The 12,452-nt window shown below is 71.7% G+C and carries 12 protein-coding genes; 7 read left to right on the forward strand and 5 right to left on the reverse strand.

Going from position 1 to position 12,452, the window contains the following annotated elements; all coding sequences use genetic code 11:
- The first annotated feature begins 883 nt into the window (after positions 1-883).
- Positions 884-1,912, forward strand: a complete 1,029-nt coding sequence (locus MMF94_RS31995; protein WP_241041160.1) for a hypothetical protein — start codon at positions 884-886, stop codon at positions 1,910-1,912.
- A 219-nt stretch (positions 1,913-2,131) separates the two neighbouring features.
- On the opposite strand, the gene MMF94_RS32000 is transcribed toward MMF94_RS31995, so the two are convergent.
- Positions 2,132-3,550: an RNA polymerase sigma factor gene (locus MMF94_RS32000; protein ID WP_379660310.1), complete on the reverse strand. Its 1,419-nt coding sequence runs from the start codon at positions 3,548-3,550 to the stop codon at positions 2,132-2,134.
- A 250-nt stretch (positions 3,551-3,800) separates the two neighbouring features.
- Between MMF94_RS32000 and MMF94_RS32005 the strand changes: the two genes are divergently transcribed.
- Positions 3,801-4,697: an inositol monophosphatase family protein gene (locus MMF94_RS32005; protein WP_241041288.1), complete on the forward strand. Its 897-nt coding sequence runs from the start codon at positions 3,801-3,803 to the stop codon at positions 4,695-4,697.
- 32 nt (positions 4,698-4,729) lie between these two features.
- Here MMF94_RS32005 and cei read toward each other — a convergent pair whose 3' ends face one another.
- Both cei and MMF94_RS32015 read right to left on the reverse strand, forming a co-directional pair.
- Positions 4,730-5,419, reverse strand: coding sequence for an envelope integrity protein Cei (cei, locus tag MMF94_RS32010; RefSeq protein WP_241041161.1), 690 nt, complete (start codon positions 5,417-5,419; stop codon positions 4,730-4,732).
- Positions 5,419-6,534 carry a phosphotransferase family protein gene (locus MMF94_RS32015; RefSeq protein WP_241041162.1) on the reverse strand — a complete coding sequence of 372 codons (1,116 nt, stop codon included), beginning with the start codon at positions 6,532-6,534 and terminating at the stop codon, positions 5,419-5,421. Before MMF94_RS32015 ends, cei begins: the two co-directional genes overlap by 1 nt.
- 234 nt (positions 6,535-6,768) lie before the next feature.
- Here MMF94_RS32015 and MMF94_RS32020 point away from each other — a divergent pair, with 234 nt between their 5' ends.
- A complete protein-coding gene (locus tag MMF94_RS32020) occupies positions 6,769-7,071 on the forward strand; it encodes a DUF4193 domain-containing protein (RefSeq protein WP_169396904.1) in 303 nt (100 codons plus the stop codon).
- Positions 7,072-7,334: 263 nt separating this feature from the next.
- On the opposite strand, the gene MMF94_RS32025 is transcribed toward MMF94_RS32020, so the two are convergent.
- Positions 7,335-7,814 carry a DUF3093 domain-containing protein gene (locus tag MMF94_RS32025; RefSeq protein WP_241041163.1) on the reverse strand — a complete coding sequence of 160 codons (480 nt, stop codon included), beginning with the start codon at positions 7,812-7,814 and terminating at the stop codon, positions 7,335-7,337.
- Positions 7,815-7,900: 86 nt separating this feature from the next.
- Here MMF94_RS32025 and dut point away from each other — a divergent pair, with 86 nt between their 5' ends.
- Positions 7,901-8,377 (forward strand): dUTP diphosphatase, encoded by a 477-nt coding sequence (dut, locus tag MMF94_RS32030; RefSeq protein ID WP_241041289.1) that lies wholly within the window; start codon positions 7,901-7,903, stop codon positions 8,375-8,377.
- Positions 8,377-10,509: a DUF3710 domain-containing protein gene (locus MMF94_RS32035; RefSeq protein ID WP_241041164.1), complete on the forward strand. Its 2,133-nt coding sequence runs from the start codon at positions 8,377-8,379 to the stop codon at positions 10,507-10,509. The genes dut and MMF94_RS32035 overlap by 1 nt, the downstream gene beginning before the upstream one ends.
- Here the strand turns inward: MMF94_RS32035 and MMF94_RS32040 are convergent.
- A complete protein-coding gene (locus tag MMF94_RS32040; RefSeq protein ID WP_241041165.1) occupies positions 10,506-11,219 on the reverse strand; it encodes an alpha/beta hydrolase in 714 nt (237 codons plus the stop codon). The two genes, MMF94_RS32035 and MMF94_RS32040, sit on opposite strands and share 4 nt — an antisense overlap.
- Positions 11,220-11,375: 156 nt before the next feature.
- Here MMF94_RS32040 and MMF94_RS32045 point away from each other — a divergent pair, with 156 nt between their 5' ends.
- Both MMF94_RS32045 and MMF94_RS32050 read left to right on the forward strand, forming a co-directional pair.
- Positions 11,376-11,753, forward strand: a complete 378-nt coding sequence (locus MMF94_RS32045; RefSeq protein WP_241041166.1) for an OB-fold nucleic acid binding domain-containing protein — start codon at positions 11,376-11,378, stop codon at positions 11,751-11,753.
- Between the two features lie 30 nt (positions 11,754-11,783).
- Positions 11,784-12,440 carry a DUF3159 domain-containing protein gene (locus tag MMF94_RS32050; protein WP_241041167.1) on the forward strand — a complete coding sequence of 219 codons (657 nt, stop codon included), beginning with the start codon at positions 11,784-11,786 and terminating at the stop codon, positions 12,438-12,440.
- Positions 12,441-12,452: the final 12 nt, after the last annotated feature.

Below are 12,452 nucleotides of genomic sequence, written 5' to 3' on the forward strand. Positions count from 1 at the left end.
AACTGGGATGCGAAGAACACCGAGAACGTGGCGTAGACGTTCCAGTCATACCATTCGAACGCATTTCCCACGCCGATCGTGGCCAGCAGGGCGAGTGTGTGTTGTGACCGGCACGTCCGATTCTCACGGACCTTCACAAATTCCTCCTCACGAATGACTGCCGGCAAGTGTAGGTCAGGTCCGCACTCCGGTGGACATGAGGAAATCCGGTCCAAGGCTTCGCTGATCATTCGTTATGGCCTGAATCTCGGTGTACGCGCAGCCGGTGCGCGTCGGGCTCGAAGAGCCACCGGAGCAGCGGATACCTGCTGGACCGAGCCTTGCGCGCGGCACCGCACGTGTGCGGCCGCGCTCAGTTGACACGGGCTGAACCACCGGAAATCGATCACCGTTCCGGTGTGCTGTAGCGCACTGGAACATCCGATTTCGACTGCATTTCGGGAGTGGCGGGATTTGCTCTACCGCTCCTTCCGCGGGGTTGTGTGCCAGGGTTTCATTCGTGACTGTCGCCGGTTTTTCGACATTCTTCGGCCGCTTCCCGTTGGGTATGGGGCGATCTATCCGAGCGGACCTGCCGGGAGGCCGGCGAGCGGCACCACTTCGGCCACGTGACCTCATCCCGCGCCCCGGCATGGGAACTGATGGCCGCGGACCGGGTCCGCAGTCGTCTGAACCGTCCGTCGGGTGCGCGGCGGCCGGTCGTCCTCCGGTGGGTTGAACTGGGGTTTCTATCGAATGATTGCTGTGGCGCGGCTCGATCGCATGCGCAGGCTCGTGATTAGCGTGCTCGTCCTACACCTGATCGCGGGCGTGCACCGTCTGCACGACCCCTGGAACTGAAAGACGGTCCTTCATGCGCGCTCGTCGATTCCTGGCTGGGACGGTGGTGATGGGCGGGGTGTTGGTGGGCCTGCCCGCGACCGCGGCGGCACAGACTCTGGTGCCGTGCAATGCGGCCGCGCTGCAAAGCGCGGTCGCCGCCGCCGACACGGCAGGCGGCGGCACGCTGAATCTCAGCCCTGGATGCACCTACTCGCTCACCACACCGGACAGCGGCGAGACCGGTCTGGCGGCCATCACCACGCCGATTCGCATCAACGGCAACAGGGCGACGATCACCCGTTCGTCCGCCACCCCCTTTCGGTTCTTCAACATCGGGGGAACGGGCGACCTCACCCTGAACGCTCTGACACTGAGCGGCGGCCTCGCCACCAACGGCGGTGCGATCTTCGTCAGCACCGGCGGCCGCCTGAGCCTCTTTGCCAGCACCATCACCGGCAACACCGCCACCTCCGTGGGCGGCGGCGGGATCCTCAACCAGGGCAGCACCGTCGTGATCGACAGCAGCACCCTCAGCAACAACACCGGCGGCCAAGGGGGTGCCTTCAACAACCAAGGAAATGGCACAGCCACCTTCACCAACAGCGTTCTGACCGGCAATCACGCGACCGGCGGGATCGCCACATCTGCGGGCGGCGGAATCGTCATCCTCAACGGGTCGGTCACGCTGAACGGGACGCGTCTCGACGGCAACGACGCGACCGGCCCGAACGCGTTCGGCGGGGCGCTCACGAACGCCGGCACCCTGAACCTGACCGGCAGTCCGGTCCTCAACAACATCGTCAACGGCTCGAACTCGAGCGGTGGCGGGTTGTGGAGCAGCGGCACGCTGAACGTCACCAACAGCCAGGTCCTGGGTAATACCGCAACCGGAACGAACGCCCGTGGCGGCGGCATCCTCAGTGGGGGCACCACGACCCTGCAGGGAGTCGCGGTGATCACCAACCGAGCAGTGGGAACCGGCGCCGACGGCGGCGGCATCGTCCGGACCGGCGGCACGGTCACACTCACCAGCAGCACCGTGGCGGCCAACCAGCCCAACAACTGCAGCAACGTGGCCGGCTGCTCCTGAGGCCGTGCACCTGAAAATGCGACGGTGATCAGCCCGAAAGGCTCGGCTCCGGGGCGCGACCCGTAGCCGTCGCGCAGACGAGAAAGCCCCTGCCGGGGCGGTCATCCCGGCAGGGGCCTTCTGCGCTCATCAACGACCGTGCGGTCAGAGCGTCGTGCTTGCGAGACAACGCCGCCGACCTACCGAAACGGCAGGTCGGCGGCGGTTCGATCGAGTGTGTCAGTCCAGGTAGTCGCGCAGCACCTGCGAACGCGAGGGGTGGCGCAGCTTCGACATCGTCTTCGACTCGATCTGCCGGATCCGCTCGCGGGTGACCCCGTAGACCTGACCGATCTCGTCGAGGGTGCGCGGCTGGCCGTCGGTGAGACCGAACCGCAGCCGGACGACACCCGCCTCGCGCTCGGAGAGCGTGGCGAGCACCGACTGGAGCTGGTCCTGCAGCAGCGTGAAGCTCACCGCGTCGACCGCGACGACCGCCTCGGAGTCCTCGATGAAGTCGCCGAGCTGGCTGTCGCCCTCGTCGCCGATGGTTTGGTCCAGCGAGATGGGCTCCCGGGCGTACTGCTGGATCTCCAGCACCTTCTCCGGGGTGATGTCCATCTCCTTGGCCAGCTCCTCCGGGGTGGGCTCGCGGCCCAGATCCTGGAGCAGCTCACGCTGGATGCGGCCGAGCTTGTTGATGACCTCGACCATGTGCACCGGGATGCGGATGGTGCGGGCCTGGTCGGCCATGGCGCGGGTGATGGCCTGCCGGATCCACCAGGTGGCGTACGTGGAGAACTTGTAGCCCTTGGTGTAGTCGAACTTCTCGACCGCGCGGATCAGACCGAGGTTGCCCTCCTGGATGAGGTCCAGGAACGCCATGCCGCGGCCGGTGTAGCGCTTGGCCAGCGAGACGACGAGTCGCAGGTTGGCCTCGAGCAGGTGGTTCTTGGCGCGCTCGCCGTCGCGGACGATCCAGCGTAGATCACGGCGCAGCTGAGGGGAGACCTTCTCGCCTGCGTCGATGGAGCGGCGCATGCGCTCGGCGGCGTAGAGGCCGGCCTCGATGCGCTTGGCGAGCTCCACCTCCTCCTCCGCGTTGAGCAGAGCGACCTTGCCGATCTGCTTCAGGTACGCGCGCACCGAGTCGGCGGAGGCGGTGAGCTCGGCGTCCTTGCGGGCCTGCCGCAGGGCCTCCGACTCCTCCTCGTCCCAGACGAAGTCGCCCGACTTCTGGGGGGTGGAGGACCGCTCCCGCTGGGCAGGGCTACGACGGTTGGCGCCGGTGTTGGCGACCTCTTCGTCGTCGTCCTCGTCGTCGTCCTCGTCGTCGTCCGCCGCGGCGTCACCGCCCTCGGCCACGTCGCCGACCAGGTCGGCGTCGAGCTCGACGTCGACCTCCTCGAGGTCGGTGGGCTCGCCGTCGAGTTCGACGTCGGCGCCCTCGAGGTCGGTGGGCTCGCCCTCGCCCGCGGGATCGCCGGCCGCCTTTCGGGCGGGGCCCCCGTTCTTTTTCGCCGGGGTACCCGTGCGTGACCGCGGCGACTTCGTCGCGGTCTTGGCGGACGCGCCCGTCCGTGAACGGGTACGTGCGGGTGCGGGACTCGTCGTCTCAACTGACGAGTCGATGCGGGTTGCGGAGTCTGCGGCTGCCACTAGGCCCTCTCGCTACGGTGCGCTCTGCGGTGCGCCGGGACGCGTATGAGATCCGGCTGCAGGTCGAGATGTTGTCGGATACCGCGCCGGATCGCCGTCCTGGTGCTTCTTGGAGGCCATCCCGCATCGGGGTACCGCGTCATTGTAACTGCGTGTGCTCCGGACGTCCGCGCCTCGCCACGCGAATCGTCAACGATCCGTGTCTGCCCGGGTACAACCACGTCACTCTGACGTGCCGTGTGGTCGGATGATGTCCGTGAACGAGGCCCGTCCGACCGCACCGATCGATCCCGGAACGACGTCCGCCGACGACCCGGAAGAGTTGCGCCGCATCGCCGAGCGCCTCGTCCGGGAGGCGGCGCAACACCTACGTGGGTTGCCCCGTCCGTGGGACGAGGACGGTTTCGAGGGGTCGGAGCGGAGTGTTTCCACGAAGAGCACGCCCACAGACGTGGTCACGGCGTCCGACCATGCCTTGGAGACCCTGATCCGGGACCGGGTCGCGCAGCTGCGGCCCGGCGACGCGGTGATGGGCGAGGAGCACGGCGGCGGCACTGCCGACGGCTCGCGGACGCTCTGGGTCGTCGACCCCATCGACGGCACCGTCAACTTCCTCTACGGCATGCCCTGGTACGCGGTGTCGGTTGCGGCGGTGCGCGACGGCGAGTCCCTCGCCGGGGCCGTGATCGAGCCGGCGTCGGGGCGCCTGTGGAGCGCGGCGGTCGGCGGCGGTGCCACCTGCGACGGAAAGCCGCTGCGGGTCTCCGGCGCGTCCGACGTCTCGCTCTCGCTGCTCGCCACCGGCTTCTCCTACCGCGCCGAACGCAGGGTGCGCCAGGTGCGCATGATCGGTGAGCTGCTGCCGCTCGTGCGCGACGTGCGGCGCACCGGCTCGGCGGCGCTCGACCTGTGCGCCGTGGCGGCCGGCTGGGCGGATGCGTATCTCGAGCACGGGTGCAACTGGTGGGACTGGGCGGCGGGCGCGCTCATCGCTACCGAGGCGGGCGCTGTGGTGCGCACCCCGGGCCCGACCGGCAGCGTCCCGCCCGACGACGGGCTCGGTGCCGATGCCCTCTTCGCCGCGACCCCGGGGATCGCCGAAGAACTCGCCGCGCTGGTCCGCAAGCACGGAGCGGCGTCGGTCTGACGTCACTCGGACCCGGCCCGAGGAGCGCGTTCCTAGCAGCTGGCGCTGCGGGCTTCCTCGAGCAGCGTGGGGTCCACCTGCGGCGCCGGAGGCGCGTCCGCCGCGTTCGGGTCGGCGTTCGGGTCGGCGTTGGCGGAGCCGTCCGTGCCCCCGGTCGGGGCCACCGCCAACTGGTCCAGCACGTCCTGTGCCTGCGTACTGGGGTTGATGTCGCCGAACGCGGTGCCGACCGCGACGTCGACGGTGTTCTCGGTGCGCCCGTCGCGCACCATCTCGGCGCACGGCAGCACCAGCGCCAGCGTGCTGGCCGCAGCCTCGCCGGTGGGGCCGAAGCGCAGCTGAGCGCTGCACTCCAGGTTCTCGTCCGGATAGAAGGGGTCGTTGGCGGGCGGCGCGGCCTCTCCGAAACCGAGGTCGCCCAGCTGCGCGGCCACCAGGTTGGCCTGACCCCGCTGCCCGCCCGCGTTCAGCACCCGCACGTGAACGGACGCCGGCGGGACGGGCGGAATGGCGATGATCTCGTCGGACGACACGACCTGGCCGGGAAGCGGGCCGGTCGCCGGCACCGGGCACTGCGCGGTGCCCGCCGGACCGGAGGCGTTCACCAGGACCGTGGTCCACACGACCACCGCGGCGACCGCGAGCACCGACACCACGATCACGACGGGACCGCGTCTGCGTCGCTGGTAGGGCCGCAGGCGGCGCGCCGTTCCGCCCGTCATCACGTCAGACCCTCCGCGAGCACGTGGTGTCCCAGCGCCACCAGGGGGTCGACGCTGCCTTCCAGCCCGGCACCCATGGACACCGGCACCATCCCCGCGCGCACCCGCGCCAGGATCCCGGCCAGCACGACCGCCAACTTGAACGCGCCGAACGCCACGTACCAGGGCAGCGGTTCCAGATCGAGGCCCGATCCCGCGGCGTATGCGCGCGCGACGTCGGAGCGATCCAGGAACCCTGGCAGCTGAGTAGGGCTGGGAATGTGCCGCGACGCCTGCCAGATCGGGTGCTCGTCGGCATCCCGCCAGTAGACGAGGAGCAACCCGAGGTCGGCGAGGGGGTCGCCGAGCGTCGACAGCTCCCAGTCGAGCACGGCCCGGATCCGACCGGGGTCGGCGGCGTCGAACAGGCAGTTGTCGATGCGGTAGTCGCCGTGCACGATCGTGTGACGTTGGGTGGCGGGCAGTGCGGCGGCCAGGGCGTCGGCGAGCCTGGTGAGCTCCGCGACCGTCTCCTCGGTCACCGGGATCCCGGCGGACCGGGCCTGCTCCCACTGGGTGTTCCAGCGCCGCACCTGGCGGGCCATGAAGCCCTCCGGCCTGCCGAAGTCACCCAGCCCCACCGCGTTGTGGTCCACGGCGTGCAGCGCGACCAGCACGTCGACCAGCGCCTGGCTCGCGCGCCTGCGCTCGTCCTCTGTGGTGGCCCAGCCCGGCGGCAGCTCGCCGAGCGGGACGATCCCGTCCACGAGCTCCATCACGAAACACGGCGCGTCCACCGGCGGCCCGCCCGCCGAGGTCGCGAGCACCCGGGGGACGGGAACGGGCGTGCCCGCCAGCGAGGAGATCACGCGCTGCTCACGACCCATGTCGTGGGCTGTGGCAGCAACCTCTCCGACGGGCGGGCGGCGCAGCACCACCGCGCCCGCCGGGCTGTCGACACGATAGGTGAGGTTCGACCGGCCGGCACCGATCGGGCTCAGGCTGCTCTGCAGCCACGCGGAGTCGCCGAGGTGTTCGGCCAGCCAGGCGCCGACGACAGCCGCGTCTGCTCCGGGATGGGCGTCGGGGACGGACCGCGTGCCGCCGGTGACGCCGCGGTCGGAGGGGAGTGCCACGACGGGCACCCTAATGGCCCTGCGTGTGCACGGCGGGGCAGCGGGCGCGTGTCGACACCCTGGGCTACCCTCTGCGCCCCGGGGCAGTCCGAGCACTTGACGGCGTTATATCCGATCCAGTCATGGCCCGGGTTCAGCTGAGACGCGCGTCACTCCAATGCTGGGCACAAAGCTCAGCGCTGCCGCGTTGTCCAGCCGCACGAAGACGACAGGTGTGTTAAGAGGGTGGGAACGATGGCGACCGACTATGACGCGCCCAGGCGCAACGAGACCGACGATCTGGCCGAGGACTCTCTCGACGAGCTGAAGGCCCGTCGCAACGAGGCCCAGTCGTCCGTGGTCGATGTCGACGAGTCGGACACGGCGGAGAGCTTCGAGCTGCCCGGCGCCGACCTGTCCGGCGAGGAGCTCACGGTCAAGGTGCTGCCCAAGCAGGCGGACGAGTTCACCTGCGCAAGCTGCTTCCTGGTGCACCACCGCAGCAGGCTGGCCGAGAGCAACGGCTCGCAGTACATCTGCCGCGACTGCGCCGCCTGACGAACTGGGCCGCCCGACGATTCGGGCTGTCTGATGACTCAGGCTGCGTGACGACGAGGCACAGCGTCCGCTCGACGGGCTTCGACGGCCCGATGTAGTGGCGCCGGTCGACCCGGCGCTCAACGGGCGGCGCCACGACACCGGCGCCGCCCGACCGACACGGCCCCGAACCGGAACTCCGGTCCGGGGCAGCGTCGTTTCAGGGGCAGCGTCGTTTCGGGGGTGGCGTTGCGATGCCGGACGCAGCGCGTCCGCACCTCGTCTCACCGCTGGAGTGCCGCGACCAGGGCCTCCGGGTTGCGGACGCTGAAGACCCAGTACGGGGTGGCGTCGTCCGGATCGGTGACCTCGACCCGCACGACGGGAGCCACCCAGGCGCGGAGCATGAGGAACGCGGCGGGATCCAGCTCCGGTCCGAGCGCCATCTGCTTACGGTCCTTCGGGACGATCTCGATGCGGCCGATGGAACGCAGCGGGAGCCGCGCATCGCCCACCTGCAGTTCGGTGTCCGTCACCCGCAGCCGGATCCGGCCGAGCCAGAACAGCGCGATCACGAACAGCGGGATGAAGATCGCGTAGCCGATCCACGACCGGATGCCCGGGTATCCCATGTGGATCTCGGCGCCCAGCAGGATCGCCACGCCGATCGCCGGCAGGTACCACCACAGCGGCACCGACAACCGCTCGTCGAACCGGAAAGTGCCGGACGTCGCAGGCGCGCCCGGCGACGGATGCTCGTTCACGGGAGCCGAGGGTAGCCTCGCCCGTCGTGCCCGGCCCCGTCGATGCTCCCCAGCACGAGCCGCCCACCGCATCGCCGGCAGCATCGCTGCCCGGGTGTCCGGTCGAGGTGCTGCTCACCCGGCTGGACCCTGCTCTCCCGGTGCCCTCCTACGCACGTGCGGGCGATGCCGGAGTCGATCTGCGGTGTACGACCGACGTCGTCCTCCCGCCCGGCGAGCGCGCGGTCGTCGGCACCGGCGTCGCGATCGCGCTGCCGATGGGCTTCGCCGGGTTCGTGCATCCGCGGTCCGGGCTCGCGGCACGCACAGGGCTGTCGATCGTCAATGCACCGGGCACTGTCGACGCCGGATACCGGGGCGAGATCCTGGTATGCGTGATCAACCACGATCCCCGCGAGGAACTGCGGCTGCGCCGCGGTGACCGGATCGCACAGCTCGTCGTGCAGAAGGTCGAGCACGTGCGGTTCGTCGAGGTGGAGGAGCTGCCCGCCTCCGAACGCGGGACGGGCGGGCACGGGTCCACGGGAGGACACGAGCGGCTGGGCGTCGGAGAGGCGCGCTAGTGGCGCGCCGGAACCGGTTGGCCGTCGCCACCGAGCAGGCTCTCGACGAGCCGCGCGGCGGTGGGGCGCTCGCCCTCGACCAGCGCGAGGACGGCGTCGACGACGTTGACGACATGTCGCCGGGCGTAGGCCCGTACGACGGCGACGACCTCGACCCGGAGGCGACCGACGCGAGCGGCGTCGTGGACTTCGGCGCGGTGCAGGTGCCGGTGCCGAAGCGCGGCACCGTGGCCGTCGAGCCCACGGCCAACGGGCGTATGCAGGCCGTGCACGTCGCACTGCCCGAGGGCCGGCTGTCGGTCAGCGCGCTTGCGGCGCCGAAGTCGTCCAAGCTGTGGCCCGAACTGGCCCGCGAGATCGACACGTCGCTGCGCGAAGGCGGGGCCACGGTCCGGTCGTTCCCGGGCCCGTGGGGCCGGGAGCTGCACGCCAACTCCGGTGGGGCGAAGTCCGTGTTCATCGGCGTGGACGGGCCACGCTGGATGCTCTACGGCGTCGCCACCGGGCCGGCCGACCACGCCGAGACGCTCGACTTCGAGCTGCGCCGGATGCTGCGTGCCACGGTCGTGGTGCGCGGGAGAGCGCCCTATCCGGTGCGCACGGTGCTGCCACTGGTGGTGCCCGAGCCGCTCGCCGAGGCCATGGCTGCCGCGGCAGCCGCCAAGGCAGAGGCGGAGGCCGCGCAGGCGCAGGAGGAGGCCGCGGCTGCTGCGTCCCCGCCGACAGCCGCCTCCGCGCCGTCCGGCGCTGCCGCCGTACCGTCCAGCGCTGCGGAACGTCCGGTGCAAGCGCAGGCGCCGGCTCCGCCGGCCACCGAGCAGTCCGGCGCTGTCCGGCTCGGCGAGCAGTCCGGTGCGGTCCGGCCGGCTCCCCGCCCGCGGCAGCCCGGCCGGCCCGGTCCCGCTCCACGCGAGGTTGCTCAGCCGGCCGCCTGGAACCAGAACGGTTACGCCCCCCAGCCGGATGCGGAGATCGCTCCGGCACCGGGGCGCGATCGCAACGGGCAGGCGCCGCGGCCGGACGGCGGGGCCGGCGCTCCGCTGTGGGCAGATCCGGTCCAGCGCATCGCCGACGTGGGCGACGGCGTCGCCGCCGGCCGCGAGCCGGACGACTTCGCCGACGCCCCCACCGAGATCTGGGGCCCGCTGCCCCCCGACCCGGCCGAGCAGGCCACGGCGGACCGGGCCGGTACGGGCTCCTGGCGGGCGGCCGGGCGGCCGGACCGGGTGCAGGAGTCGGGCGGCCACAAGCGCACGCCCGGGTCCGTGTCAGGCGGCTTCCCGACCCAGCCCTGGGCGCTCGACCCGCGCGTGGACGACGCTCCGGAGTCGTGGGCGGCCCGGAGCGACCGGCCCGAGCTCGCGCGGGGTCGTGCATCCGACCCCGGGATGGACGCGCCGACCGACCCCTGGCCGCTCGCGGACGGCTACCACGCGGGTCCTGTGGCCGACGGGCCGGCGGAGGCGTCGCGGTCCCGCGGCAGGAACGGCCACGTCGACGGCGACGTGGCCGCGCCCCGGCGGCGGGCCGCGGAGAGCGAGCAGTCCCGCCCCGACCTGCGGGCCGTCCCCGAGCCGGTCGACCCGGCGCCGTCAAGCGGCGGGCGCCGGGCGCTCCGCGAGGATCGCCTCGTCGAGACGGGCGAGTACGCCGCACCGTCCTCCTCCGGCTACTACGAGACGCCGGGATCCGAGGCGCGGTCCGAGTACGGCGCATCCCGTGGGCACGGCGATCGGCCGGAGTACGCCGGGTCGCCCGGGTACGGCGAGCAGCCCGACCCGACCGGGCAGCGCGAGTACGGCAGGTCGTCCGGCTACGCCGCGGAGTCCGAGTACGCGGCGCCGTCGAACAGTGGCAGGTGGCGGGCCGTCGAGCCCTCCGACGACGTCGTGGACGGCGCAGCAGGCGGCGAGTGGCACACGGAGGTGCGCGAGGCTCCGTTCACCCAGGAGTTCTCGTTCGTCACGGACGCCGATCCGCCTGCGGCCTCGGCCGAGTTCGCCCGTCCCGGTCGGGGCAGGCATGCCGCCCCGGAGGCGGGCGACGGCACGCCGGTGACCATGCCGCTGAAGGTCTTCGTGCCGCCTGCCGACCCGGACCGACCCAGCGGTCGGCACCGCAGGCCCGACTAGGAGCGTTCAGCGCGCTCCTGCGCCCCGCCGTGGGCCGCGCGCAGATATCCGAGCACGGCGGCGCGGCCGAGCACGGCGGGGTCGGCGCCGAACGCCGCGAGTGGCGCGCTCACCAGCGCCGCGCGCGGCATCTGAGCGCACCAGTGCTCGGCCACCGAGAGCGGGTGCACCGGGTCGTCGACGAGCGCGGCGATCCCGGCGGGGACGGTGAGCGAGCGCAGGCCGGCCGCGTCGGGCGCCGGCTCGCTCGCCGCCGCATCGAGCGCGTCGGCGAGCCCCGTGCCGTAGCGCGGCCATGCCCTGGCCAGCTCTGCCGCCAGCCACGGCGGCGAACCTGCACGGGCCGCAGCCACCGCGGCCTCCACCCCGCCGGCGCGGGCGTATGCCGCGGTGGCCCGGGCGGTCAGCGCTGCCGGGGCGTCGCGTGGTGGCCCGGTCCAGGCCGGCAGTGCGAGAAGCAGGCCCGCGGGTCCGGCGCCTGAGGACTGTTCGGTCGCCCACACCGCGGCCACGTGCGCGCCGAGTGAGATACCACCCACCAGGACGGGTCCGGGACCGGCCAGTGCGGCGTCCAGCTCGGCCCGGTAGCCGGCGACCACGTCGCCCCCGGGACGTGGAGCCACGGTCTGCAGGTCAATGCCGAGCGCGCGCAGCGGTGCGGCGAAAACAGCCCGGACGAACACCTCGTCCGAGCCGGATCCGGGCAGCACGACGGCCCGCGCGGGGCCCCCATGATCAGCGCGGGGACGCGGGGGCCGATACGGTGATTCAGCGCAGGGCTCGGACACGTCGCGAATGTTTCTCGGGGGTTACTCTGATGACGTTAGCGGCGCCCGACGATGGGTACCGACCGAGCTGGGGGAGACATGGCCAGCAACGATGGTGGAGCGTTCCGCCGCATGCTGCGCAAGTTGACGAGCGACGTCGAGGTTCTCGACGCCGTGGACCTGTCCGAGGACGCGGAGAAGTCCGGGGCGCATCGCGCGTCGGAGTGCGCCCGCGGCCAGGAGGTCACCATGTTGGGTAGGTTGCGGAGCGTCGAGTTCTGCCCCCAGGATGCGGAGGCATCCCTTCAGGCGGAGCTCTTCGACGGCACCGAGGGCGTCACCTTGATCTGGCTCGGTCGCCGGCGCATCGCGGGCATCGAGCCGGGCCGCACGATGCGTGTGCGGGGCCGGATCGCCGTGCGCGACGGGCACAAGGTGCTCTACAACCCGTACTACGAGATCTGCCAGGCCCAATGACCGTAGGAGCCCGATGACCCTGGAAGCGCAGTGACCGCAGGTCCACCGCCGGAGCAGGAGCCCGGCGCAGACAGGCCGCAGCGCGAGTTCCCCACCCTGCTCGAGCAGATGGGGGGCGTGCAGGGCATCGTGGCCTCCACGATCCCGGTCGCCGTCTTCGTCGTCGTCAACCTGCTGTTCGCGCTGCAGGCTGCGCTGATCGCGGCGCTGGCGGCCGGTGTCGCCATCGCGATCTGGCGCGTCGCCCGCAAGCAGGCGCTGCAGCCGGCCGTGTCGGGGCTCTTCGCCGTGGGCGTCGCCGCGTTCATCGCCTACCGCACCGGGGAGGCGCGCGCCTTCTACCTGCCGGGCCTGCTCTTCAGCGCGGCGCTCGGCCTCGCGTTCCTGGTGTCGGTGCTGGTGCGCTGGCCGCTCGCGGGCGTGATCTGGCACGGAATCAACGGCGACGGTCAGTCCTGGCGCCGCGACCGGCGCCTGCTACGGGCCTACACGCTCGCGAGCCTGCTGTGGACCCTGGTCTTCGTCGCCCGGGTGGTGGTGCAGGGCCTGCTCTACAACGCCGACGAGGAGACCTGGCTCGGCGTCGCCCGGCTGGCGATGGGCTACCCGCTCGTCGGGGTGGCGCTGCTCGGCACGTTCTGGGCGGTGCGCCGCGCGCGTCGCGCCCCGGAGCCCTCTACGCCCTGACCGACCTCGCCG

The organism is Pseudonocardia alaniniphila, from assembly GCF_022524485.1.
GTDB classification, from domain to species: Bacteria; Actinomycetota; Actinomycetes; order Mycobacteriales; family Pseudonocardiaceae; genus Pseudonocardia; species Pseudonocardia alaniniphila.

Bases quoted from the DNA above. Each gene is read 5' to 3' on its own strand.
- MMF94_RS32045 (WP_241041166.1), top strand. From the start codon at position 11,376: ATGGCCAGCAACGATGGTGGAGCGTTCCGCCGCATGCTGCGCAAGTTG.
- MMF94_RS32005 (WP_241041288.1), top strand. From the start codon at position 3,801: ATGTCCGTGAACGAGGCCCGTCCGACCGCACCGATCGATCCCGGAACG.
- cei (WP_241041161.1), bottom strand. From the start codon at position 5,419: ATGACGGGCGGAACGGCGCGCCGCCTGCGGCCCTACCAGCGACGCAGA.
- MMF94_RS32020 (WP_169396904.1), top strand. From the start codon at position 6,769: ATGGCGACCGACTATGACGCGCCCAGGCGCAACGAGACCGACGATCTG.